The following is a 23862-nucleotide window of genomic DNA, read 5'->3' on the forward strand; positions in this document are numbered from 1 at the left end:
GAGTATGAAACTAAGACAATGGCAAGCCGATTGCATATCCTTAGCCATACAAAAATTTGATACAGCAGATAATCATTTTCTATGCCTAGCAACACCAGGTGCTGGAAAAACTTTGATGGCATCGGCTCTGGCGACCGTGCTACTCCGCGAGGATAAAATCGATTTAATATTGTGCTTTTCCCCTTCAGTTGTGGTCGCTGAGGATTTTGGGCGCGCACTTGCGGCGCACACAAATATGCGAATGGATGGCCTTCTCGGATCTAGAGGGCGATCCTTAACGTATCAAGCAATGCTACATCTGGATTCATCATTCTGGAGTTTGTTTGATTCACATCGAATATTCGTGATTTTCGACGAAATTCATCATTGCGCTAGTGATGGCGTTGCGACCGCAAATTCATGGGGCCAGAAAATAATAGAGAATATTCAAGGACGAGCAGCATACACACTTGCACTTACTGGTACGCCGTGGAGGTCAGATCAGATACCAATTGCGTTAGCTCGCTATTCTCACACAGGTAAAATCCATTGTGATTACACATACGGCTTGTCTCAGGCCGTATCGGATAACGTCTGCAGAATTCCTAAGATTACTTTAATTGATAATGATCGGATTATCGTTAGACGAGATAACGAAACTTCAAGATATACCTCTTTTGAGCATCTTCTAAAAGACTCAGGGTGTTCATACCAACAGCTAGTTGAAGATAAAGAATTGATTGTTTACTTTCTTGAGCAATCTTCAAAAAAATTGGATGCGATCAGAAAAGAATTTCCAAACGCTGGCGGGCTTATTGTCGCTGCCTCAGTGGGACATGCGAATGAAATTGCTAGAATAATGAAAGACCGTCTTGGTGAAAGTGCACATGTGGCGACTTATCGAGAAGAAGATCCATTAACCATAATCAGCACCTTCAAAGACAATTCGGAAAAGTGGATAATCTCGCTTGGCATGATTAGCGAAGGAACAAACATACCAAGGCTACGTGTGTGCTGCCATCTAACAAGAGTAAAGACTGAACTTCACTTCAGGCAAGTGCTAGGACGAATATTAAGAAACGAAAATGAAATAAATAGCGAAGCGTTTCTCTATATACCTGCAGAGCCATTACTGATTGAGTACGCAACTAGAGTAGCAGATGAAATACCGAACAGCGTCTCATTAAAATTTGATTCAATGTCGAGCGCAAAATTCGAAAGCAAAAAGTCGAAAATTTTTAATGACGTCGACCATCCATCAAACGAAATATCACTAAATCTCGGGCGTTCCCCTATAGACTATTTAGGGCTACAAAAACAATTACAAACTGGCGAAGTGCAAAGTTCACTTGCGAATACATACGAAACCAGTATGAACATTTTTGGGCGTTTTAGACAAGAGCTTCTTTCACTTGATCTTGGATTTCGGTGATTAAAAATTTACGTTTGATTAATTTTTTTGATGAAGCATTGAAGATACTGGACAAGAAGAAAATTGAAAAATTAATGGATTCTTCAAGTCACAGTCGATAATTATAATTCTCTAGAAAGTCATTTTCGCATCTGAAGCGATTAAGTCCTCACCCGTATCAAATGAGTGAGTGGCACTTTTGTATGCAATCGATTAAATACTCATTTCCATTATATTGGCACAATTGATGCAATTAAATGGCCCATTACAATTCAATTGCGTGGCTCATTTTGTGCAAATAGTCAGCAAGCATTCTGGATGAAGTACTCGGTGCGGTATCTACTTGGCAGGAGGAGGCGAGAAATTTGCAGATCACTGAAGTTGAGATTGAACGTATGCGCTCGGTTTTTAAAATTTAGGTGGACATAATGAGAACGGGAAGCTGTGCTTTTAGCAGTCGTATCTTTTTAACTAGATGACTGACTCAATCGGAAAGTAAATAAAAATAAAAACAAGTAAGGCAAAACAAAATGCAATACCAATTGTCTTAAAAAATACTGATGTTAGGCTAGACTTTCTATATATGCCCGCAGATAGCTAGCCTTATTGGGGGGATAGCTGGGGATGCGGTCAAGCAAGTATCATATCGTTACTTGAAATGCCTATGAGGCTCAACGCCGTTGTGATATCGGTAGGCGTTATTGCAGCACAAACTTGCATGCCTTTCGTTATTGCCATGTCGTCAGAATTGTAATTTAGCCCCCAGTCAATCGCGACAGTTTTGGCGACCTTAATTTTGTTGTCCAATAAGTTGGCGACCCAGCCCCAATCTTTATCGCCCTTAAATGTGTGCGCAGCGTTGAGGATGTTAGAAACAAGAGTGCCGCGTGTTGCCCTGCCGCTTGAGAGTTCGCTATTCCAGTATGTTAATCCTCCTATATCCGCACCATCAATGCGTCCTAGTACGTTCTTATAAACGATGTTTATAAATGCTTCATTACTCATGGATGCGGAAAAACCGGTGAGTGAAGAATAGGCGATACCTGCCGAATAAAAAGAATCGGCGATCTGGTTTAGCTTTAATCCTTTTTGCATTTGTCCTATCCAATACTCAAGGCCAGATGCATCGGGTAACCTGTTAAAGAAAGCAATGTAATGTTCAATTAAACTCTGAACCTGATCTTGCGGTGCTGATGCTGCCATGCCTTGTATCGTAAGGTCTACCGAGAAGTCTGCAAAGGTAAGTGCCTCAGTATTGACGACTCTATCGCTTCCTTCGTCGCCAAGTTTTGCTTTGATAATATAACTGTTGCCGGTTTTAACGATGGAGTAGTCTTTTAAGTTTCCGTGGAATTGCGCCGTGTCAAACCCAGCTCCTCCATCAAAATAATCATCGCCACCATTTCCCTCAAACAGGTCATTACCCGCCAAGCCGGCGACATTATCACTAGCTTTACCACCATGATAGGTTTCATTGCCGGTTTGTAGGCTAATTTGATCGCCTTGATCGCTACCCCACACAATAGTGTAAGGAGCGAATGCATCATATCCGAGGGATTTCCCTATCTTGAGGTAATGATCTAGTGCGTTTTTAATCTTGCCATCGTTGATGGCGGTAACGACCTCGGGATGGCGTCGTAAATAATAGTTTTCGTCAAAGCCTGGCACACCCGAAGCCGCTCCTTCTGCGCCATTCCCAGCTTTGCCATATCTAGCGCTGCTAGTAATTGAATACAAAAAATTGACCGTAGGTTCGTTCTGTGGCCAGCTCGTGATTGGTTTGATGATTTCTCCTACCCAATCAATGCCATTCTTCCCGTCAAGATCGATAGGCACTAAGCGAAGGTCAGGTGCCGAATCTCTCGCTAACCAGCCACTTAACATTTGTGAAGTGGCACGTGGAATGAGGTCTTGTGGCATTTCTGTGAAATATCCTTCACCATCATTGAGTAAAACACGCGTACCAGAATCGACGATATCCAAGTGACCATCTGCATTGACATCGACGATGAATAATTGTCCTTCACCGCTGCCCGTGTTCTGGTCTATATTTACCACATCCTTGCGTGGGTCCGTTGGCAATCGTTGTGCCGTTTGATTGATTAATGTGGTACCGTCACTAACCAAAAACTCTAGAGCCCGACCTTGATAATAGGGCACAGCACGTGTTTCGCCCAACACGACCTCATTGCTCCCATCATGATTGAAGTCGGCCTTTATAGCGTGGTTAAACTTTGTATTGGTAGGGCCGAACACTCCTTCACCGAGTTTTCTCGGGGCGGCGTTTGTAAAACCACGACCATTATCGTTGAGTAACAGATAGCCTGTACTTAATGGATCTGCCTGCCAAAACACAAGGTCATCATAGCCGTCACCGTTAATATCTGTGAGTAAGCTAGACATCGCAAATTTTTCCAGTCGCAACGCCGCTGCTTTTCCCATTAGTGCGCTGGCATTACTGAAATTACCCTCTCCCTGATTGAGAAAAAGGAAATTTCCGGTTAAAAAATCTGGCCGACCATCACCGTTAATATCGCCCGCGGCGAAGTCATGACCAAACATATTGACACCGTGGTCTGAGTATCCATCTTGACCGGCAATTTTTGAAGTGGTATCAGTCCAGCCGCCATTGACATTACTCATTACGGCTAAGATAGGACTGTCAATATGCTTATTAAATAGATCTCCTGTGACGCCTTGTGAAGCGATGGAATCTAAGCGGCCATCTCCATTAAAGTCAACAGCTTGTGTTCTATAGTCTTGCTGCCTTCCTTTTAAAACAGCGTCGCTAAATTCGCTTGAGATTTGCAAGCCTTTGGATGTATGCACGAATAATATTGGCGCAATGGGTCGATGTTCGAGTAAGTGGGGAAACATGACAGGGTAGATTAATAAATCCTGCCCAGGTTTTCCGTCATATTCGCCAAACGTTGCATTGTGTAAGAGCTCTATTGAGTTGTAGCCTGCCGGATAAGTATCGGTCGGTTTCGGATAGTAACCAGCAGCATGTTGGTCGTTCAACTCAAGCTTGTAAAGGATTTTACTATCCGTGCTCCAAAAGGCAGAAGGTTTTGTGAGCTCAGTATGAATGCTTGGATTGTTGCGTGTTTCTGAAGTGATTTTTTTGGGAGCATCACCAAACAGCTCCCATTCAGACAATAAATTCCAATTTGGATCGTAAAACTGAACTAATTCTGTTCCTTTTAAATTAACACTATTCGATGGTTGGTCACGTGATTGATAATTGATTAGCCAACTACCATCTTTCTGTTTGGTCATTGAATAGCTGGTGTCGGAGGTGACGCTAATCTTGACTTTATCAATCCCTCCACCCAAATCGATAGTGTCGTTTCCGCCGCCAGCAAACATGACGCTTTCATTGGCATCGGAACCGATGACAATATCATCAAACGATGTGGTCATCACCTCATCTACACCAGTGAAATGATCAACAGTTCCCCACCCATCCTGGGCCATTCCGGTTTTAAAATTAAAGACGATTCCGGAAGGTGAGTCCCAATACAGAATCGTTGTATGCCCGTTACCTATGATCGTGTCATTCCCTTGCGAGGGTAGAGTTTGATCGGCTGCGGTAATGATATCGTCACCTGCTTTTCCATCGATTCGAGAATAGATGACACCGTTTGGACCATTGGCATTTAGTACATCTGGGCCATCTGTACCAGTTAGAGTTGGCAACTTTCCTCCAGAATCAAAGCCATAAATGACTCAAAAGTATTTGGAAAAACTTATGGGAATTTTGAAAATAGCTTGCTAATGCGATTGGAATTTAGCTTTCGTTTAAATGCCAATGATGAAGAGTAATTTTAACGTGTGCGAAAGACGCTTTGCAAGACCCGAATCAATTGATTGAGTTTCGCTTGCTTAGTGCGGTTAAAGCGGTACGGTTTAGCTTAACAGCGCCAGTTGAGATTTTCGGCCTAACACTTTTGTGATTGAAAAAACTGAAAGAATCACCGTTCAATGAGTAGAAAATACTTTTAATATTTCGAGTGCGATGCTGGGGCGAGCGGCTATATCGACGTCCTTTAGCGTTGTGTTGAAATATTTTACATATTTCGGAAAATTCTCTAGGTCGGAATCAAGCAATTTCTTAAAACCCATGCTCCAGTCCTTAAAGTCTCTGGATTCAATCGCGTCTTTGAGTAAGAGAACGATGCTCTGATGGCGAGGATCTTTACCTATGCGTCCATAGGTCTCTAAGACGTTTTCTTTTTTGCCCTCGAGTACTTGCAGAAAACGACCATTTTTATACACCAGCATACCTGTAATTCCGTTTTTTTCGTTGTTTCTCACACTGGCGCTCAGTATCGTGCTGAGTTCTGATTCATTGGAACCACTCAGATCACTGGCATAAATTAATTGCAATAAACTCATGATAATTCCCCTTGGAGATTCAACGAGACGAATAGGACTGCTGATTTGCTTTCAGATTTACACAAATTTAGTGTGCCTTATTTTTTTTGCTTTAACAAGCAATATACGCTTTGCAGAGAATTGCGTCCAGATTGACTGAGTCGGCCCAAGATGTTAGCGCAATGGCGGCCCATATTGAGGGACGAAAAAGACAGAAATGCGATCAAATAGAGGAAACCAAGCTTCTCTCATCCTGCCATTTTCTGGCAGTAAATGCGCTAAACTATCCGCTTCCTCTCCATTCAAATACTCAACAACCCATGTCCCGCGCTCAACGCTTACTTGATTTGATACAGATATTACGTAGCCATCGATTTCCGGTGACGGGACAACTTCTGGCTGAAGAGTTGGGGATTAGCTTGCGTAGTCTGTATAGAGATATTGCAACTTTGCAGCAGCAGGGGGCGAGTATCGTGGGGGAGCCTGGTTTAGGTTATGTGTTGAAGCCAGGATTTATGTTGCCGCCTTTGATGTTTTCTGAGGAAGAGATTGAGGCTTTGGTACTGGGGTCGCGTTGGGTCGCAGAGAGGGGCGATACGCACTTGGCGCAGGCGGCACTTAATGCATTGCAAAAGATCGCTGCGGTTTTGCCAGAGGATTTGCGCCAGTCTTTAGATACCAACACTTTGTTGGTGGGGCCGGATGCGAAAGCGCCGGACATCGATACTGCCTTGCCTCTGTTGCGTAGCGCTATTCGTAATGAAAGAAAAATCTTATTGGATTATCGTGACGGTCAAGGCAAAGTTAGCCAGCGCATGATCTGGCCGTTTGCGTTGGGATTTTTTGAGCATATTCGGATCTTGATTGCCTGGTGCGAAATGCGTCAGGAAATCCGTCACTTTCGTACTGATCGTATCGTCTCATTTGAAGTTTATGAAACACGTTACCCACGCCGGCGTCAGGCCTTACTAAAAGAATGGCGTGCACAGGAGGGGATTGCATCAACTTAGTTCATCAGCATAGTGCGTCAGCACAATTGACTGCTGACAAAAACTGACAGTAGCTGCTTATAAGATGGCACTTATGGGGTCGCGTACGTATCGCACAAGTAGATCCTATATATGAATACTCTTATTTCTTAACTGGAGCACACCATGTCAGCAAATTCAGCAAGCGCAGTAAACCCATTAGCATCCTCCATATCACATCCCAATTTTGCCTTACTCTACGTTGACGATCCTTTGATCAGCGCGCGTTTTTATGCCGATATTTTAGAGATAGAGCCAGTAGAAGCTCAAACTACTTTCGCACTGTTTGCTTTGCGTTCTGGTTTGATGTTGGGTTTATGGGCGAAGAGCGGTGTATTACCAGCCGTGACTGCGACATCGGGCAGTAGTGAATTGGCGATCGCCTTGAAAACTGAGCAAGAATTTGAGCACATATATCAAAACTGGCAGGCGCGTGGTGTGGTCATTGCGCAGGTGCCGACCTCCATGGATTTTGGCCTGACCTTTGTTGCACTTGACCCAGATGGACATCGCTTGCGCGTATTCGTACCGACAGAAGCGCTTGCCGCATCATGAAAAACTGGATCGCGGTTGCTTCCGCCGAGCATGTTGCGATAGGACGGGAGCTAGGTTTTATGCAAGTGTGTCATGGTAAAGTCGGACCACTACGACGTTTACGAGCGGGTGATAAGGTCGTCTATTATTCACCGACTCAAAGTTTTGGTGGTAAGGAAAAACTACAAAGCTTTACCGCCTGCGGTACCGTCTTGGAACGTGCGCCTTATCAAGTCGAAATGTATGCGGACTTTCATCCCTTTCGCTGTGATGTGAACTGGGATCAAGCTCAGTACGCTAGCATTCTGCCTTTGTTGCCTCGGTTGGAATTTTCTCGTGACAATAAAAATTGGGGCTATCAATTTCGCTTTGGATTGTTTGAGATTAGTGCGGCGGACATGACTTTGATTCAACGAGCTATGTTGGTGGAAGCGCCGTATGACGTGTTTGAAATTCAACAACAGCAACTGTGGTTTTCTTGATGCGACTAGCGGCGCTTCTTAGCACATAGTTTCTCAAGGTTCTTGTTTTGGGTCAGAATGCATGCAAACACTTTTTTTTAGGGGTCAGCATGCATTTTCTTTTTAAAGCAGGTAGTCAACTATCACGTACGGCTTTATTACTCATATTGAGTATTTTGTTGCCGATAGCGTTTGCGCTGTGGAGTGTACAGCCGCGCTTGCTGTCCAGTACCGAAGCAAAAGATGCTACTCCCTTCTCTCTTGCCGCAGCACAGACTCAGTTAAAACAAATCACGCAAGAGCGTCATCCGGCCGGCAGTCCCGGGCATGCGCGTGTACGTGACTACTTGATGGCGGAATTGAAAGCTATTGGATTAGAACCTCAGATACAGAACACTTTTGCCGTATTCGAAAAAGGTAAATCCAGTGGTCAGGTACAGAATATTGTGGTGCGTCTGCCGGGTAAATCTGCGCAGAACACAGCAACTGCAACGCAAGATAAAAAAGCCTTGCTGCTGATGGCGCATTATGATGCGACGCCCTATAGCTATGGTGCGGGCGATGATGGCGTTTCGGTGATTAGCATACTGCAGGCTTTGCGTGTATTGAAGCAGCAAGCACCATTACAAAATGATGTGATTGCCGTCTTTAGTGATGCTGAAGAGGTGGGTTTGCTGGGTGCTAGCGGTTTCGCGGCGGATCATCCATGGATGAAAGATGTCGGCATGCTGCTCAATTTTGATAATCGTGGCAATGATGGCCCAGTCTTAATGTTTGAGCCTAGCGTTGGCAATGGCAAGCTGATCGCCGGCTTAGCCCAGGCAGTAGGTCAGCCTATCAGTAACTCTATGATGTATGAAGTGTATAAGGCGCTGCCGAATGACACGGACTTTACGGTGTTCAGAAAACAAGGCATTCCCGGTCTGAACTTCGCTTTGATACAAAATCTGTCGAGCTACCACACGCGTTATGATCGTTCTGAATTGATCAATCCGGCCTCGCAACAACAGCAAGGCGAGATGGTATTGCAATTAGCACGTCATTTTGGCAATCAAGATTTGAATCAACTCAAGGGGGACGATAGCGTCTATTTTAGTTTTCCCTTGGTCGGTTTGATTCATTATCCTGCCGCTTACGCTTTGCCACTCGCTGCGTTGATCAGTGCCTTGGTGATGCTAAGTTTTTGGATCGCGGCGAAACGTGAATCAGTGCGTATGTTACGCACCGCCGCTGCGGTCTTGCTGTTTTTACTTGTGATTGTTGTTCTCGGTTTTCTGTCGCAACGAGCATGGAATTTGCTGTTGCAACTCTATCCATCGTATTGGACTTTGATCGATCCCGATACCAGTCATTTTTATTTGTCGGGTATTTTGTTAGTAAGCACGCTGATCTTTGTCGCTTTGTATCAATTCTTCTCACGTTGGTTGAGCGTTACTGAAATGCGTTTCGGCGCGGCTTTGGTATGGCTGATATTGTTAGTGTTTACCAGCTTACGCTACCCTGGTGCCAGCTTCTTATTCGCATGGCCTCTATTTTTTGTAACGCTGTCCTGGCTGGTTTTGGATGTCAAAGCAATTGCCTATGAGAGTGCGGCCTATGGTTGGACTTTGTTGGCGGGCTTTACTTTTGCGCTGATTTTGTTTGCGCCGCTCGTCTTGTTATTTAATATTGCACTCGGCTTTCATTCTCTGGGTGTGCCGGTAGTATTGTTCGCACTATTGTTGGGCATTGCGCTGCCTTTGTTGATGTGGCTATTTCAGCATTTGCGTATGCCAGTATTTTTGCTAACGAGTTTCGGATTGATGGCCTATGCCGCCTACGCGACCGCTGCTTTTCATCAAAGCTATCCCGTCGCACCGCAATTGATTTATGCCGCGGTACCGCACACATCACAATACTATTGGCTGACACCACAGAAGCATTTAAATCGTGAGCTGTTAAGTCAATTTAGTGCGAAAGCGGAACAAAAATTAGTACCCGACGTGTTTGGTCGCAGTTCTCCTAGATCAGAGTGGAAGTATTGGACTGAAGTAGCGCCAGCGACTGCACTGGCTGCACCGAAGATGACGATACTGTCGGATCAGATTGTGGGTGAACAACGTGAACTTGTGGTTCACATCCAAAGTCCTGAGCACGCCATCTCTACCCGTATGGGGATTGAGGGTGTAACGGTATTGAAGGCAAGTTTGCAAGACAAGGTGATGATAGAAAAGTCCACTGAAAAATGGAATTTCAGCATCAGTGCAATGCCAGAAGCTGGCGTAAATCTACGTTTTTCTATCGACAAAAATGCCAAACTTGCTGAGGCTAAATTGCGTGCCATGGATGCTTTTTATGAGCCGCCTGCCAGCCTTGGTGGCGCTAGTGGCGCCATAGGACTAAATCTGCCATCAGCAAAATCAGTTGATTTCCTCGCGTTGGCGGTGAGTACTTTAGATATTCCTGTGCTGCCTGCTAAGTAGTTTGGTGGCTTGCCGCTCATACTTAGGAGCGGCGAGCGACTATGCTTTTTTCACTAGCTGCAATAAGCCCTGTGAGGCATCCTCAATATAATCCAAGACGGTATCAAAACCGCTGGCACCGCCATAGTAAGGATCAGGCACCACGTCTGATCGACTGTGAGTGGCGTGGGACATCATCAATGATAGTTTATGTTGATGCTGTGCCGGACAGCGGTCCTTGAGTATGCGCAGATTGTCTTTGTCCATCGCGACGATAAAATCAAAATCATTAAAATCTTGCACTGTCACTTGCCGTGCTCGTTGTGGCGATAAATCATAGCCACGTTTGCGAGCATAGTCTTGCGAGCGGGCATCTGGCGGTTCTCCCACATGGTAGGCATGCGTGCCAGCCGAATCAATGTCTACACTCGCGGACATACCGGCCAGTTCAGCTTGAGCGCGGAACACACCTTCGGCGGTGGGGGAACGGCAGATATTGCCCATGCAGACGAAGAGGATACGGGTTTTCATAATGTGCTGGAATTTACCTGGCTAGAAGATTAAGGACTAATCCTATTGTAGTTTGACCGTGCTTGGTTTAGCTACAAGCATGTGTTTAAATGGCGCATCCTTTTTTTCCCTTTCACTTATGTCAGACACTATTCAAACGCTACTTCAACAAGCCTTAGCGCATCATCAGCAAGCCCGCCTGCAACAAGCGGAGGAGACCTATGCGCGCGTGTTGCAAATCGATCCGCGCCAATTTGATGCCTTGCATTTAATTGGTGTGATCGCAAAACAGCGAGGTGACCTGGAATCAGCCTTGAATTTCTTCGGTAAGGCGATGCAAGTTGATCCGCTACAAGCTAAGTTACATTGCAATCTGGGTGCCACTTTGCAAGAGAAGGGTGAAACGCTGCTAGCCTTGGCGTGCTATGAGGACGCGCTGCGGTTGCAGCCTGATTATGCGATGGCGTGGAACAATCTCGGTAACACTTTGCGTAGCTTACAGCGTTATCAAGAGGCTTTAAACAGCTTTGAAAAAGCCATGCGCTTACAAACTAATTATCCCGAAGCCTATGTCAATCGGGGTATTTGTTTGCAAGAAGTGGGTGAGCATGCGCAGGCTATTTTGGATTTTGAGGATGCGATACGATTACGTCCTAATTATGGACAAGCGTGGTTTGCTTTAGGCTTTAGCCATCAGCAATTGCAGCATTACGAGCCAGCCCTGGCTAGCTATCATAATGCTGTAAGCATCATGCCCGGACATAGCCCGGCTTATTACAATCGCGCCATTGTGTTGATCAAAATAGAAAGTTATGCCGAAGCGCTGGATGATTTGCAGCAGGTCATTGAGATCCAGCCGAAATCGCCTTCTGCCTATCTACAACAAGGCCACGCTTTGCGTCATTTGCAACGGTTCTCAGAAGCGGTGCAGGCGTATCAGATTGCGCTGGAACAAGGTGGCGATGCACAGCAATTACACTATTATCTGGCGAGCTTGGGTGTGGGCGTGACACCATCGATAGCACCAGCAGCTTATGTCGCGGACTTATTCGATCAATATGCCGAGCGTTTTGATCAGCATTTGCAGCAACAGTTAGATTATCAGGTGCCTCAATTGCTACACCAAGCGCTGCAGAACTTAGTGCCTCAAGCAGAGTTGCGGTTTGATCGTGCTTTAGATTTGGGTTGTGGTACGGGTTTATGTGCAGCTTTCTTAAAGGCGATGTCAGCCGCTGTAGACGGTGTTGATTTGTCGGCAAAGATGCTGGAGAAAGCGCGCCAACGTGGCTTATACGACAGCTTGCATAGTCAGGAGATCGTAGAATTTTTGACGCAATCAGTATCGTCTTATGACTTGATGATAGCTGCCGATGTGTTGGTCTACTTTGGTGATTTGCGAGCTTTGTTTGAGGCCGTGCATACCAAATTGGATGCAGCGGGTATTTTTGCGTTCTCGGTTGAGGCTTCACAAGAAGTAGAGTGGCAATTGCAGCGCTCGCAAAGGTATGCACATTCAGAAAATTATCTGCGTAGCCTAGCCAAACAAGTGGGTTTTGAATTGCTGACGCTCGATGCGCATCATGGCCGAAGTGAGCAAGAGCAGTCTGTTTCTAGCCTCATTGTCGTGCTCAGGAAAACTTAGGCTTTTCGCCAAAAATACGCGAGCCCACATAGTAGCAATCCAAAAACAACCAGTAATCGCGTGTCATTGCCTATCAAATAGGGATAGAACATGAGTGCAAAACCCGCCCACTTGAGTTTGCGTTGCTTGTGTTTCCTTGAGATAAACACACACACCATGCCTACAATGCCAAAGAGTATTGAGATGGCGATAAAGACGGGACTGGGCAGCATGCTGATCAGCTGAGCGAGCAAAACTTCTAGTTGTTCTTGTTCGCTCATAGGAAATTTACTTTATCAGTTTGCTGACCAGCTTGCGGGTCAATGGTGCAAATAATAGCACCAAAGGAAACGCACATGCCCAAGCAATCAAAAAGGCATGCATCCAGCGCGCAAGATAGCCATTTGCAATGCCTGTGTTGACCGCGGTTAAAATGCCGGACATCACCAAGGCCATTTGCATCGACATCAGGAAACCGAAGGCCAGTTGCTGTTGTTTTTCTTTAGTCATTGTTGAGAAATAGTTAGATGAGAGAGAACATTGCGACGCTGACGCCAACTCCGCCAAACCATATCAAAGAACGCAAAGTTGATTTATCCATTAAATAAGCAGCCACGTACAAGCAGCGCAAGATAATGAAGGCGATAGCAAGCCCGTCTACGCGACCTTGCTCTACATGAGCTTGCTGCGCCAGAACGACACCCGCAATAAATAAAGGCAATGCTTCAAATCCATTTTTCTGTGCGGCGATTGCGCGTTGTTGCCAGCCAGTTAGTTTGGATTCCCAATCGCGCGGATGGTGATTGTCATAGCCGCCATTTTTTCGTGATACTTTTCCCAGACTACCTTTAGCAAGACCGACAGTGATTACAGGAAGAAAGCAGGCCGCTAGTACACACCAGTTTGCAATACTCATTTTGGATTTCTCATTGTAAATTTTCCTTGCCGATTAAGGCGTTTTATCAGCAAGGAAAATGAGTTGGTAGGAAGTGGCGCAGTTTTTTTGAAGCACCTATTTGCTGCAGTTATTTGATCAAGCCTTCAGCCTTCATTGCAGCGATGACCGCAGGACGAGCGGCGACGCGCGCGCGGAATGCTAACAAATTGCTATAGCCAGAGATATCGACACCGACCAAACCAGCCCAGTTGGTGACATTGAATAAATAGGCATCCGCGATAGTAAAGTGCTCGCCCATCAGATAAGTCTTACCCGCCAGTTCAGCATCGGTAAAGGCCAGGCGTTGACCTAATTTAGCGATAACACTGACTTTGTAGTCAGCTGGTGTGGCAGGGCTAAATAGGGGTGAGAAATTTTTATGAATTTCAGTCGAAATAAAATTCAAAGTTTCTTGTAACTTGTAGCGCTCAAAGCTGCCGTTGGCAGGAGCCAGATTTTTCTCAGGCGCGAGATCGGCAAGATATTGATTGATCGCCGGACCTTCGCGTAATTGACGACCATCATCTAATACTAACAGCGGCACATAACCAAGCGGATTAATTAGGTAGTAATCGCTGCCATCGGGCAGTTTGTGCGTTTTGGTTGGCGCAGAAATCGCCTGATACTCGACACCTAATTCTTCCAAAACAATATGAGGTGTTAAAGAACATGCACCAGCAGAGTAGTAAAGTTTCATAGCGTATCCTGAGTTTGAGTTGATAAGATTGGCAGAGGCTAGTTTCAGCACTAGCGGTTGAGAGACAGCTAGTGCTGAACATCTCAAGTCCTGCACATTGAATTAAGGCGCTTATCTTACGCCAGAAAAAGAAGCTTCGCTGAAAGTGGCGATTTTGTTCGATTTGAAATAGTAGGACACAATGAAAGGCATTCAGGACGAGAATGTTGCGCGCTCACACAGATTTTTTACGACAACCATGAAGCTCACCGCGCCAAGCTTTAACTGCAAGGAAAGCCGTGCCAACTAACCATACTCCGCTCAATAGGGTATCGAGAGTCCGATCCAAGTTGCTGCATTTGCGCGAATACAAACAATCAATACTGACCACGATACTAGAGCTGATGGCGACAATCACAAATAAGCCAAGCGAGTAAAGCACCATACAAAGAACGCGGCGTCCGGCTGAAGGGTAAATGAAGTTTCGCCCCTGATCGCTGTTATTGAGCCATTGTGTCAACGGTTTGAAGGCTTGTGGTAATGACATAAAATTAAAAGAAGATATCGTGAAATGCAGGCGTAATTATGCGCCATTACGGTGCGAGGTAAATAAAAATTGTACCTCGACCTTAGCTACTTGTCGCTATTCTGTGCGATCGCGACTAAATTTTATATCCCCAACTATTCCTGCGGCAAATCCAAGGCATGGCGAACCCGTGCACATAGCTCTAAAGGTGTTTGCGAAATTAAAGCTAAAGGAATTTCAAATTTCTTGCTCAGTCTTTGATAGTCTTCAAAGCCGTAAGACGCGATGAATGGGTGCATACCCGCCGCCAGTGCGGAGGCATAATCTTTATGCTCATCGCCGCAAGCGAAGGAGAGGGCCGGATTGATAGCGAATTGAGCGCTGGCTGCTTTGAAAAAATCCGCTTTGCTGGCACGAATTGGAACATGTGCAAAATAGTCTAAGTCGGCTATGTCTATGTCATGGCGGGCAAATAGCTTGGCCATGGTAATTTGCGGCTCGTTGCTAATATTGCGTGTCACTAAGCCGACTTTGATGTTTTTGTCTGCGATTAATTGCTTGATCAGCGGCGCAAATCCTTCATAGAACTGCGCTTCTTCGCGATAAATCTCCGTTAAGGTAGCGATGACTTGCTGGCGACTTTTTTTGCCCAATTGTTTTTTGATATTGAGTGGAAATTCTTTCAAGCCACCCAAGTATTTAAAGAATTTATGACGCTTTTGAAAGCTTTCTAAGTCGCCGATCGCCATGCTATGCCGCGCGAACGTCTCTTCAATTGCACTAAATGCATCGATAATCGTGCCATCTGCATCAAAAATAATCAGTCGATTGCTATTTGGATACATGTTTGAGCCTTGGGCGTGTTGACATAAGATTTGGGCAATGCGAATGAGGCAAAATGAGTACAGGTTTAGGCGCAAGCTGCGCTACTATGTGAATAAAGTATCAAGCATCTTACTGTCGCTAATTGACCGTTTTATGACAAAAGCCTTAATTTGGCTTATGTGTTGGTTCTGAGTTGATTCTTATATTGACCTGTGTTTCTTTTGTGCTTCATTTCATCCTTACTTTATGTTAATTCCCGCACCTGATTTTCCACAATTAACGACAGAGCGTTGCGTATTGCGCCAGATACAACAGGCCGATAGAGCTGCTTTGTTTGCGGGTTTATCTCACCCTGCGGTGATCGCATACTACGGCATTTCTTATGCCAGCGAAGCAGCGACTCAGGAGCAGTTGGATTGGTATCGAGCGCAGGAGCTCAATAACAGCGGCGTTTGGTGGGCAATTTGCTTAGCAACTCAAGGCGGGCAAAGCCTGATCGGTGCCTGTGGGATTTATGATATCGATGACTATAACCGCAATGCCGACATCGGCTATTGGTTGTTACCCGAATACTGGGGAACAGGCATTATGCAGGAATGCCTGCGACGCATACTGAATTACGGGTTTCATGAAAAGCAACTACATCGTATCGAAGCTGAAGTTGAGCAAGGCAACCTTGCCAGTGTCCGGCTTTTGCAAAAATTGGATTTTCGCTGGGAAGGCAGGCGTCAACAAGTGGCGTGGCGAGACGATCATTTTGTCGATCTGAACTATTACGCGTTATTGGCGCCGAATTTCCAGATTTCAGCGCACCAACAATAAGCATGATGCTGGCTGGCTGTTACAACTTCTTACCAGACTGACGTGTAAGTTACCAAATCCTGAGTGCATTTTCACAGCCGAAGTCTTAAGCTGTGGCTTCCTTTCGATATTTGTGCCTTTTTTATAGAGGTAGCATCATGACTAAGTCCGCTTCTTTTTTTCTGCCTGTATTGAGCCTTGTTTTGCTAACCGGTTTGGCTGGTTGTGCTAGTTCAAATAGGAGTGATACGCTGCAAAGTGAATCAGTACCCGGGCGCAGCGTCCAGCTCGGGAACCAATTACAGCAAGCGCAGATTGATCCTGGTCTCTTTTTAAATCGCCTGACTTGGGGCGAAAATGCCAGCAGCATGGCAGCCATGCAAAGCCTTGGTATGGATAAGTATTTGTATCAGCAATTACTCGCAAAGAATGCGCAGTTACCAGAGGCTGTGCAAAAACAAATTGACGCGATGACCATTTCGCAAAAGCCGTTCGTCACGATGATGCAAGACTTAGATCAGCAGAGGCGCGCATCCGCTGAGATGAAAGGCACTGATGACACTTTGCGCAAAGCCTACCAACAAGAATTGACTCGCATAGCACGTGAAGCTGCATCCCGCTCTGTGTTGCGCGCGACCTATTCTTCTAACCAATTGTTAGAGCAAATGGGTTGGTTCTGGATGAATCATTTCAACATCTCCAACCGCAAAGAGAATCTGCGGGCAATGTTGGGTGACTTTGAAGAAAATGCGATTCGTCCTCAGGCGTTGGGTAACTTCCGCACCTTATTGCGCGCTACTGTATTCCATCCTGCGATGCTGCGCTATTTAGATAATGAACATAATGCCGCGAATAAGATCAATGAGAACTATGCGCGTGAATTGATGGAGCTGCATACGATGGGCGTCGGTAGCGGTTATACCCAAACCGACGTGCAGGAGTTAGCGCGAGTTTTGACCGGTGTCGGGATCAATTTGCGCCCAGCGCAGGTACCTGCTAAAGCCGAGCAACAGGCGAATTTTGTGCGACTTGGCATGATGGAATTCAATCCGCGTCGGCATGATTTTGGTGATAAAACTATTCTGGGTGTGACGATCAAAGGACGTGGTATTGCCGAGGTTGAACAAGTGATAGATTTACTCAGCAGACAGCCTGCGACCGCAAAATTCATCAGCCGTAAGTTGGCGATGTACTTTGTTTCGGATGAGCCTTCGCAAGCACTGGTCGATCGTATGGCCGCGACTTTCTTGCGTAGTGACGGTGACATTCCTTCGGTATTGCAAACGATGTTTTATGCCCCCGAATTCACTGCGTCTCTAGGCAAAAAATTTAAAGATCCCGTGCACTATGTGATTGCTTCGGTACGTCTGGCTTATGACGGTAGCAATATCGTCAATACTGGCCCCATCCTCAATTGGATCAATACGCTAGGCCAACAGCCCAATGGCCATCAAACGCCAGACGGTTATCCCTTGCACGAGATGGCTTGGTCCAGTGCAGCACAAATGACAGCGCGTTTCGACATCGCCCGGGCGATAGCGCGTGGAACACCGAATTTGTTTAAGCCCGAAGAAGATGACGGAAAAAATGAAGCTTTAAATGCGCAAGCACGTGAATTAGCGCGCCCGGCGTTAGCGCAAAATGTCTATGTTAAGACCTTAAGTAAGCGCTTTAGTGCGGGTTCGCAAGAAGCCTTGACGCAATCGGCATCGCCGCAAGAATGGAATGCATTTTTCCTGGCAACGCCAGAAATGATGCGTCGCTAATGTAATCGCCGAACGATAACTGAATATCGAGAGCAGACTTGAAACGAAATGAAAGGAAGACAGCATGAACCGTCGTGACCTATTGAAATCTTTTGCCGCTTTAACGGCAACTTCTGTTGGATTGCCTTTTAGTACGCAATTAATGGCAGCACCAGCGACTCAAAACCGTTTGTTAATGGTGTTTTTGCGCGGTGCTTATGACGCGACCAATTTACTGGTACCGACGTCAAGCCAGTTCTATTATGACTCGCGCCCAAATATTGCGATTGCGAAACCGGGCACTAATCCAAATGCGGCCTTGGAACTCACCGCAGATTGGGGTCTGCACCCCGCTTTACGCGACACGATTTATCCTATGTTTAAAACAGGTGAAGCTAGCTTTATTCCTTTTGCAGGAATTGATGATTTGTCGCGCAGCCATTTTGAAACCCAAGACAGTATAGAAATGGGACAAGCCTTGGGAGCTAGTCGTAATTTTCAGTCGGGCTTCTTGAATCGTTTAGCGATGCAATTGAATGCGGGTAGTGCCATGTCGTTTACCGAGCAACTTCCGATTATTCTGCGCGGTGATACTAAAGTCTCAAATGCTGCTTTATTGAAAGCCGGAAAAAATAGCTTGGACGACCGACAAAGCAAAATTATCGCGCAAATGTACGGCAACACGAATTTGGGAAAACAAGTAAGTGATGGCTTTGAAGTGCGTGGTGAAGTCGTGCAAAACATGAAGGCTGAAGAACAATCCATGCAAAAAATGATGAATAACGACGGCAGTCGTGACGCGATTTCATCGAAAGGTTTTGAGCTGGAAGCCAAACGCATCGCCAAGATGATGCGCGATAAATATTCGCTCGGGTTTATTGATGTAGGCGGTTGGGATACGCATGTCAATCAAGGCGGCGCCAGTGGCGTCTTGGCCAATAAATTGGAAGAATTAGGACGAGGTTTAGCTGCGTATAAAGCAGAAATGGGCAGCATGTGGAAAAACACTACGGTGGTCGTGATCAGTGAATTTGGTCGCACTTTCCGCGAAAACGGCAAACAAGGCACTGATCACGGTCATGGCAGTGTGTATTGGGTGCTAGGCGGCGGCATTAAAGGTGGGCGCATATTGGGTGAACAACAAGCGCTGGAAGCAGCCACCTTGTTTCAAAATCGCGATTACCCAGTATTAAACGAATACCGCGCAGTTCTTGGCGGCTTGTTTGCCGGAATTTATGGTCTAAATCCAAGGCAAATGGATCAGGTATTTGCCGGTGTGCAGACGCGTGACTTAGGATTGGTGTAGAAGAACATGCATGACGTCTGATCTCTCGATTATCTCTGTTTGTGTCCAACAATCAAATTAAGGAATCAGACAGATTTACAACAGAAATCTGGTTTTTTGGGGATATTACTTCTCGGAATTGTTTCTCGGTGCTAAGGTTTTAACACAGTGTCTGGTTAAGTGAGTGAGGATGCAGCTGGGTCACCAGATTTTGAATGTAAAACGGGAGCATGCATAATGAAAAAAATTATTTTGATGACTGGTCTAATGTTTATGGCTTGCACAGCATCTGCCGGTGTTTTGTCTTGCGAAGATTTAAAAGCCAAGATAGAAAAAAAGGTGGCGGGTAAAGGCGTGAAAGAATACAACATGGTGATAGTCACCAAAGACACCAAAATTGCCGGACGGGTATTAGGTAGCTGCGAAAAAGGGACGATGAAAATCATCCATGAAAAAAGCAAACCTAAGGCAGCAGAAAAAACCTCTTAATCTACGCCTAGCTACACCGCAGCTAGGTGCGCAAAAGGGCGGGTGAAACCCGCGCTGCTCAGGTGCTTGATGGACTGGCGGTGCGGGTTTCACCAGCACTACGACAACGTTATGAGACTGTTTAAGAAAAGCTTTAATCCAAACACGCGGCATACTCTTTACTTCCTGCATTAGCCGCGCTTCCTTTGATAATCCTACCCGTCGCAACACCCGTCGCGATCCCGTCTCGCAGTGCAAATTTTCCATTCACTAGTACATGCTCTACACCGGTAGCTAGTTGGTGTGGCTTTGAAAATGTCGCATGGTCTTGAATTTTTTCGGGATCAAAGACAACGACATCGGCATAATTACCCGATTGCAAACTACCCCGATCTTTGATGGACAAAGTCGATGCGGGTAATGCGCTGAGTTTTCGTACCGCTTCTTGTATGCTGAGGACTTTGTCTTTGCGCACGTATTGTGCAAAGACGCGAGCAAAATTGCCATAAGTGCGCGGGTGCGCCGATGCTTGTAAGAATATGCCATTTGGTGCCGCACCAGCAGCGTCTGAACCAAAGCTGACCCAGGGTAATGCTACTTGTTTGCGCAGATTTTTTTCATCCATTAAGAAATACGCGACCTCTATCCTTGAACCATCTTCTATCACCAGATCGACAGCGATATCCTCGGGACTGACGCCACGCTCTTTCGCAACTTGTGCCAGACTTTTGCCGGTCAGTGGTTTCAATTTGGCTGTTTTAAATCCCAGCAACATTGTACCTTCTGCACTCGCACCACCATACAAATTTTCCCAATCTTTGGGATGCGGATTACGCATTTCTGCGATGACTTTGGCGCGAGTTGCCGGGTCTTGCAGGCGTTTAATCCATGCCGCTAAACCACCTGCTTGCACCCAGCTTGGCATGGCAGCATCCAAGCCAGTCGCGCCTGCCGTGTAGGTGTACATATCTGCGGTAATGTGCAGACCTTGCGCGCGAGCCGCCTCAATTTTTTTGATGATGGGATCTATCTTGTGCCAATTGTCTTTTCCAGCAAATTTTAGGTGGTAGATTTCGACTGGCGCTTTGCTGGCTTTGGCGATAGTGATCATTTCATCAACCGCTGCTTCTATGCGATCGCCCTCGCTACGCATATGCGCGCTGAAGATTCCTCCACAAGTTGCCGACTCCTTGGCCAATGCAATCAGTTCTTCCGTCGTTGCAAAGGTATTTGGTACATAAATTAGCGCGGTCGTCAGACCTAGTGCGCCTTCGCGCATGGCTTGGCGCACCAGCTTACGCATGCTTTGTAGCTGAGTTGGATTTGCTGCAATGTCTTCACTGCCGAGAACATAGTTGCGCACTGTGCCGGCGCCGACTAATGCGGCGACATTCGGTCCTAAGCCGCGTTGTTCTATCACTTTCAGATACTCGCCAAAGCTAGTCCAATTGACTTTGTATTTGATATCGCCCTGTGCTGCTTCCATACTTTTTTGCACGGAGGCCGGAATTGGCCCCATAGAGTCTTCACCCAGCACTTCCAATGTCACACCTTGCGCCAGATCGCTCAAAGCACGGCCATCAATGAAAACCGACTCTTCCATATGAGACAGCATATTGATAAAGCCGGGTGCTATGGCTTTGCCCTTAACGTCAATGACGGACTTAGCGGTCATCTTGCGATGTGTTCCGACATAGACAATTTTGTCACCACGAATGGCAATTTGACCGCGATAAGGCAGGCTGCCAGATCCATCGTAAATCACACCGTTGTGCAATATGAGGTCAATTTCTGGCGCGGTTGTTTTCGTCTGAGCACTGGATGGCAAAATCAAGCCGAGGGAACAGCCTAAACAGGCTGCGATGATTTTTTTAGACATGTGTAAAAGAAAAGTCATCGCTAGATCCGGCCTGCTTTTTAGGAGAAGTTTCGTGAGTTCTGAAAGTCGAGTATTTAAGGCCCAATACGTTTATCGTCAATGACCTCACCCGCAGCCATTGCACTTTTCTCATGACCCGGCTCACGCCATTTTTCTCGCAATGCCTCGGTTTGCCATTGCTGCATGGTAGGTAATGCCAGCATGCGTTTGACATAGGCACTGGCTTGCGTATTCATCGGTAAGCTATAGGTTTGGATGCGAAACACCACGGGGGCGAAGAAGGCATCCAGTGCGGTGAATTTTTCGCCTGCCAGATAGGGGCCACCGAAGCGGTTGAGACCTTCACTCCAGAGTTCGTTTAAACGATCGAGATCAGCTTGCAGAGCTGGTGTGATTTCCTTCATGCGTATACGCAGACCGACATGCATAGGGCAGGTGCCTCGTAAGTTATTAAAGCCAGAATGCATTTCGGCAGCGGCACAGCGTGCCCAGATTTTGGCTTGGGCATCAGTTGGCCAGACGCCACGTTGGCGGTCTGCCAGATATTCGATGATGGCTAAGGAATCCCACACGATGGATTCGCCATCATGCAAACAAGGGACTTTGCCAGCGGGTGAAAATTTTCGAAAACTTTCCCAATTGCTGCCTGGTCCAAAGGTGACCAGTTTCTCTTCGAACAATAACTCCATTTCGCGCATGAGGATCCACGGGCGCAGTGACCAGGATGAATATACTTTATTGGCAATATAGAGCGTGTACATGAACTAGTCCTTAGTATGAAGAAGGTGGAATGATGAGATCGATCTATTATCACCGATTTTATCGCTACAAATTCCCAAAAAATTGCTTTCTGTACGCAATTGGGCTGGTTGCTGCGACTCGTTTAAATTGGCGTCGGAAGCTTTCTTCTGAACCAAAACCAGTCAATTCCAAAATCTGGCTGAGGCTGGTATCCGAAGATTCCAATAATTCTTTTGCAATTGCCACTCGTTCCCGGATGACCCATTCATAAGGTGAGTAGCCAGTCAGTGCTAAAAATTGCCTTTGTAGGGTGCGCTCGCTCATCGCAGCGCGTTGTGCTAAGTCAGCCAGTTTATGTTCTCGTGCTGGATGTTCGCGTATCCAGTCTAGCAGTTGTGATAAGCGTCCACGTTCATCTTGTGCAATTGGGCGTGGAATATATTGCGCCTGCCCACCTTCACGATGCGGCGGTATCACCAGACGTTGCGCAACTTGGTTGGCTACTTTTACACCGTAATCTTTTCTTACTAAGTACAACAACATATCGAGACCGGCAGCGGACCCGGCTGAGGTAATGACTTGCCCCGCATCGACATACAAGGCATCGGCCTTAACCTGTATTGAAGGATAACGTTTTGCCAGTTTGTCTGCGTAGCGCCAATGTGTGGTGACGGTTTTGCCATCGAGTATGCCAGTGGCAGCGAGCACAAAGACACCTGAGCAAATGGTGCAAAAGCGGGCCCCACGGGCATAGGATTTCTGTATTTTTTTTATGAGTTGTGGTGGGGGTAGTTCATCTACGTCACGCCAGCCTGGGATGATGATGACATCTGCTTTGTCGAGTAGACGTAAGGTGTAGGGCGCTTCTATGGTAATGCCACCCGCTGCGCGCAATTTCCCTGGCTCAGCTGCGCATACGGCGAAGCGATACCAATCCACATCTAACTCTGGACGTTCTAGAGAAAACAGTTCAACAGCACAGGCAAATTCAAACGTACATAGGTGATCATATGCGAGAGCAACCACGAGAGGCGAGGGCATGAGTAATCCTATTTACTGGTAATACAACATAAGGCGTTTTCTGTTTGTTGGCGTAAATCGACTGCAATATGTCATTCCTGCCACTATACCGTGTTTTCATCTGAGCGCACAATCACCTTGTTTTTGGAACTGACTTTTACTCTCACTCACGAACAAGGAAATTTATGAGCCACAATTCCGTACTCCAAGTAGCTGCAGCAGATAGTGCAAGCGCGATTGAACATTTCGCGGCGAGTTTGCGATTTGAAACCGATTGCTGGGATGTGCATAATGCTTTTGAGAATGGCGACCCGGGTTTTGTATTACTGGATGTACGTTCGCCTGAGCAGTATGCACAAGGACATGTGCCGGGTGCGATCAATCTACTGCGCGGAAAAATCATCGCATCTAAATTGGCGGCGTATCCGGCAGATACTTTATTTGTGACTTATTGTGCTGGCCCGCATTGCAATGGCGCAACCAAGGCGGCGATCGTGCTTGCGCAAATGGATCGTCCTGTGAAGATCATGATAGGTGGGATCACCGGTTGGTTGGACGAAGGTTTTACGCTGGAGCGTAGCCAATAACTTAGGTGAA

General features: G+C 46.3%; 22 protein-coding genes. 11 read left to right on the forward strand and 11 right to left on the reverse strand.

Going from position 1 to position 23862, the window contains the following annotated elements; all coding sequences use genetic code 11:
- Window positions 1-4 precede the first annotated feature (4 nt).
- Entirely contained in the window at window positions 5-1411 is a 1407-nt protein-coding gene (locus ACO0KZ_RS05645; protein WP_422993609.1) for a DEAD/DEAH box helicase, read from the forward strand.
- A gap of 609 nt (window positions 1412-2020) precedes the next feature.
- Here the strand turns inward: ACO0KZ_RS05645 and ACO0KZ_RS05650 are convergent.
- A complete protein-coding gene (locus ACO0KZ_RS05650; RefSeq protein WP_422993611.1) occupies window positions 2021-5089 on the reverse strand; it encodes a DUF4214 domain-containing protein in 3069 nt (1022 codons plus the stop codon).
- A 282-nt stretch (window positions 5090-5371) separates the two neighbouring features.
- Window positions 5372-5788 (reverse strand): BLUF domain-containing protein, encoded by a 417-nt coding sequence (locus ACO0KZ_RS05655; protein ID WP_422993613.1) that lies wholly within the window; start codon window positions 5786-5788, stop codon window positions 5372-5374.
- A 299-nt stretch (window positions 5789-6087) separates the two neighbouring features.
- Here ACO0KZ_RS05655 and ACO0KZ_RS05660 point away from each other — a divergent pair, with 299 nt between their 5' ends.
- From ACO0KZ_RS05660 to ACO0KZ_RS05675, 4 genes are all read left to right on the forward strand, one after another.
- Complete coding sequence (locus ACO0KZ_RS05660; RefSeq protein ID WP_422993615.1) at window positions 6088-6777, forward strand: helix-turn-helix transcriptional regulator; 690 nt, start codon at window positions 6088-6090, stop codon at window positions 6775-6777.
- A gap of 144 nt (window positions 6778-6921) precedes the next feature.
- Window positions 6922-7350, forward strand: coding sequence for a VOC family protein (locus ACO0KZ_RS05665; protein ID WP_422993617.1), 429 nt, complete (start codon window positions 6922-6924; stop codon window positions 7348-7350).
- Window positions 7347-7811 (forward strand): EVE domain-containing protein, encoded by a 465-nt coding sequence (locus tag ACO0KZ_RS05670; protein ID WP_422993619.1) that lies wholly within the window; start codon window positions 7347-7349, stop codon window positions 7809-7811. The genes ACO0KZ_RS05665 and ACO0KZ_RS05670 overlap by 4 nt, the downstream gene beginning before the upstream one ends.
- Before the next feature lie 89 nt (window positions 7812-7900).
- Window positions 7901-10252 (forward strand): M28 family peptidase, encoded by a 2352-nt coding sequence (locus tag ACO0KZ_RS05675; protein ID WP_422993621.1) that lies wholly within the window; start codon window positions 7901-7903, stop codon window positions 10250-10252.
- A 39-nt stretch (window positions 10253-10291) separates the two neighbouring features.
- Here the strand turns inward: ACO0KZ_RS05675 and ACO0KZ_RS05680 are convergent, their stop codons facing one another.
- Window positions 10292-10762, reverse strand: coding sequence for a low molecular weight protein-tyrosine-phosphatase (locus ACO0KZ_RS05680; RefSeq protein WP_422993623.1), 471 nt, complete (start codon window positions 10760-10762; stop codon window positions 10292-10294).
- Window positions 10763-10880: 118 nt separating this feature from the next.
- On the opposite strand from ACO0KZ_RS05680, the gene ACO0KZ_RS05685 reads away from it, so the two are divergent.
- Window positions 10881-12383, forward strand: a complete 1503-nt coding sequence (locus ACO0KZ_RS05685; RefSeq protein WP_422993625.1) for a tetratricopeptide repeat protein — start codon at window positions 10881-10883, stop codon at window positions 12381-12383.
- Here ACO0KZ_RS05685 and ACO0KZ_RS05690 read toward each other — a convergent pair.
- The 5 genes from ACO0KZ_RS05690 to ACO0KZ_RS05710 form a co-directional block, all read right to left on the reverse strand.
- Complete coding sequence (locus ACO0KZ_RS05690) at window positions 12380-12643, reverse strand: hypothetical protein (RefSeq protein WP_422993627.1); 264 nt, start codon at window positions 12641-12643, stop codon at window positions 12380-12382. The genes ACO0KZ_RS05685 and ACO0KZ_RS05690 overlap by 4 nt on opposite strands.
- Window positions 12644-12650: 7 nt before the next feature.
- The gene (locus ACO0KZ_RS05695) at window positions 12651-12872 is read right to left on the reverse strand and encodes a DUF2798 domain-containing protein (RefSeq protein ID WP_422993629.1); all 222 of its coding nucleotides are present in this window, start codon (window positions 12870-12872) and stop codon (window positions 12651-12653) included.
- A 13-nt stretch (window positions 12873-12885) separates the two neighbouring features.
- The gene (locus ACO0KZ_RS05700) at window positions 12886-13278 is read right to left on the reverse strand and encodes an MAPEG family protein (protein WP_422993631.1); all 393 of its coding nucleotides are present in this window, start codon (window positions 13276-13278) and stop codon (window positions 12886-12888) included.
- Between the two features lie 109 nt (window positions 13279-13387).
- Window positions 13388-13996 carry a glutathione transferase GstA gene (gene gstA / locus ACO0KZ_RS05705; protein ID WP_422993633.1) on the reverse strand — a complete coding sequence of 203 codons (609 nt, stop codon included), beginning with the start codon at window positions 13994-13996 and terminating at the stop codon, window positions 13388-13390.
- A gap of 660 nt (window positions 13997-14656) precedes the next feature.
- Window positions 14657-15346 (reverse strand): HAD family hydrolase, encoded by a 690-nt coding sequence (locus ACO0KZ_RS05710; protein ID WP_422993635.1) that lies wholly within the window; start codon window positions 15344-15346, stop codon window positions 14657-14659.
- A 226-nt stretch (window positions 15347-15572) separates the two neighbouring features.
- Between ACO0KZ_RS05710 and ACO0KZ_RS05715 the strand changes: the two genes are divergently transcribed.
- From ACO0KZ_RS05715 to ACO0KZ_RS05730, 4 genes are all read left to right on the forward strand, one after another.
- Window positions 15573-16148 carry a GNAT family N-acetyltransferase gene (locus ACO0KZ_RS05715; protein WP_422993637.1) on the forward strand — a complete coding sequence of 192 codons (576 nt, stop codon included), beginning with the start codon at window positions 15573-15575 and terminating at the stop codon, window positions 16146-16148.
- 137 nt (window positions 16149-16285) lie between these two features.
- Window positions 16286-17893 carry a DUF1800 domain-containing protein gene (locus ACO0KZ_RS05720; protein ID WP_422993639.1) on the forward strand — a complete coding sequence of 536 codons (1608 nt, stop codon included), beginning with the start codon at window positions 16286-16288 and terminating at the stop codon, window positions 17891-17893.
- 64 nt (window positions 17894-17957) lie between these two features.
- A complete protein-coding gene (locus ACO0KZ_RS05725) occupies window positions 17958-19178 on the forward strand; it encodes a DUF1501 domain-containing protein (protein ID WP_422993641.1) in 1221 nt (406 codons plus the stop codon).
- Between the two features lie 216 nt (window positions 19179-19394).
- Window positions 19395-19646, forward strand: coding sequence for a DUF1161 domain-containing protein (locus ACO0KZ_RS05730; RefSeq protein WP_422993642.1), 252 nt, complete (start codon window positions 19395-19397; stop codon window positions 19644-19646).
- 133 nt (window positions 19647-19779) lie between these two features.
- On the opposite strand, the gene ACO0KZ_RS05735 is transcribed toward ACO0KZ_RS05730, so the two are convergent.
- The 3 genes from ACO0KZ_RS05735 to ftrA form a co-directional block, all read right to left on the reverse strand.
- Complete coding sequence (locus ACO0KZ_RS05735; protein ID WP_422993644.1) at window positions 19780-21522, reverse strand: N-acyl-D-amino-acid deacylase family protein; 1743 nt, start codon at window positions 21520-21522, stop codon at window positions 19780-19782.
- Window positions 21523-21578: 56 nt separating this feature from the next.
- A complete protein-coding gene (locus ACO0KZ_RS05740) occupies window positions 21579-22265 on the reverse strand; it encodes a glutathione S-transferase family protein (protein ID WP_422993646.1) in 687 nt (228 codons plus the stop codon).
- 64 nt (window positions 22266-22329) lie between these two features.
- The gene (ftrA, locus tag ACO0KZ_RS05745; protein WP_422993648.1) at window positions 22330-23286 is read right to left on the reverse strand and encodes a transcriptional regulator FtrA; all 957 of its coding nucleotides are present in this window, start codon (window positions 23284-23286) and stop codon (window positions 22330-22332) included.
- A gap of 164 nt (window positions 23287-23450) precedes the next feature.
- Here ftrA and ACO0KZ_RS05750 point away from each other — a divergent pair, with 164 nt between their 5' ends.
- Complete coding sequence (locus ACO0KZ_RS05750; protein ID WP_422993650.1) at window positions 23451-23852, forward strand: rhodanese-like domain-containing protein; 402 nt, start codon at window positions 23451-23453, stop codon at window positions 23850-23852.
- Window positions 23853-23862 lie beyond the last annotated feature (10 nt).

Source organism: Undibacterium sp. Di24W (genome assembly GCF_049340325.1).
GTDB lineage: Bacteria > Pseudomonadota > Gammaproteobacteria > Burkholderiales > Burkholderiaceae_D > Undibacterium.

Excerpts from the sequence above, each read along its gene's own strand:
- gstA (WP_422993633.1), bottom strand. The coding sequence starts at position 13,996 with ATGAAACTTTACTACTCTGCTGGTGCATGTTCTTTAACACCTCATATT.
- ACO0KZ_RS05740 (WP_422993646.1), bottom strand. The coding sequence starts at position 22,265 with ATGTACACGCTCTATATTGCCAATAAAGTATATTCATCCTGGTCACTG.
- ACO0KZ_RS05670 (WP_422993619.1), top strand. The coding sequence starts at position 7,347 with ATGAAAAACTGGATCGCGGTTGCTTCCGCCGAGCATGTTGCGATAGGA.
- ACO0KZ_RS05675 (WP_422993621.1), top strand. The coding sequence starts at position 7,901 with ATGCATTTTCTTTTTAAAGCAGGTAGTCAACTATCACGTACGGCTTTA.
- ACO0KZ_RS05665 (WP_422993617.1), top strand. The coding sequence starts at position 6,922 with ATGTCAGCAAATTCAGCAAGCGCAGTAAACCCATTAGCATCCTCCATA.
- ACO0KZ_RS05645 (WP_422993609.1), top strand. The coding sequence starts at position 5 with ATGAAACTAAGACAATGGCAAGCCGATTGCATATCCTTAGCCATACAA.
- ACO0KZ_RS05725 (WP_422993641.1), top strand. The coding sequence starts at position 17,958 with ATGAACCGTCGTGACCTATTGAAATCTTTTGCCGCTTTAACGGCAACT.
- ACO0KZ_RS05715 (WP_422993637.1), top strand. The coding sequence starts at position 15,573 with ATGTTAATTCCCGCACCTGATTTTCCACAATTAACGACAGAGCGTTGC.
- ACO0KZ_RS05710 (WP_422993635.1), bottom strand. The coding sequence starts at position 15,346 with ATGTATCCAAATAGCAATCGACTGATTATTTTTGATGCAGATGGCACG.
- ACO0KZ_RS05655 (WP_422993613.1), bottom strand. The coding sequence starts at position 5,788 with ATGAGTTTATTGCAATTAATTTATGCCAGTGATCTGAGTGGTTCCAAT.
- ACO0KZ_RS05690 (WP_422993627.1), bottom strand. The coding sequence starts at position 12,643 with ATGAGCGAACAAGAACAACTAGAAGTTTTGCTCGCTCAGCTGATCAGC.
- ftrA (WP_422993648.1), bottom strand. The coding sequence starts at position 23,286 with ATGCCCTCGCCTCTCGTGGTTGCTCTCGCATATGATCACCTATGTACG.
- ACO0KZ_RS05695 (WP_422993629.1), bottom strand. The coding sequence starts at position 12,872 with ATGACTAAAGAAAAACAACAGCAACTGGCCTTCGGTTTCCTGATGTCG.
- ACO0KZ_RS05680 (WP_422993623.1), bottom strand. The coding sequence starts at position 10,762 with ATGAAAACCCGTATCCTCTTCGTCTGCATGGGCAATATCTGCCGTTCC.
- ACO0KZ_RS05720 (WP_422993639.1), top strand. The coding sequence starts at position 16,286 with ATGACTAAGTCCGCTTCTTTTTTTCTGCCTGTATTGAGCCTTGTTTTG.
- ACO0KZ_RS05660 (WP_422993615.1), top strand. The coding sequence starts at position 6,088 with ATGTCCCGCGCTCAACGCTTACTTGATTTGATACAGATATTACGTAGC.
- ACO0KZ_RS05730 (WP_422993642.1), top strand. The coding sequence starts at position 19,395 with ATGAAAAAAATTATTTTGATGACTGGTCTAATGTTTATGGCTTGCACA.
- ACO0KZ_RS05685 (WP_422993625.1), top strand. The coding sequence starts at position 10,881 with ATGTCAGACACTATTCAAACGCTACTTCAACAAGCCTTAGCGCATCAT.
- ACO0KZ_RS05750 (WP_422993650.1), top strand. The coding sequence starts at position 23,451 with ATGAGCCACAATTCCGTACTCCAAGTAGCTGCAGCAGATAGTGCAAGC.
- ACO0KZ_RS05700 (WP_422993631.1), bottom strand. The coding sequence starts at position 13,278 with ATGAGTATTGCAAACTGGTGTGTACTAGCGGCCTGCTTTCTTCCTGTA.
- ACO0KZ_RS05735 (WP_422993644.1), bottom strand. The coding sequence starts at position 21,522 with ATGACTTTTCTTTTACACATGTCTAAAAAAATCATCGCAGCCTGTTTA.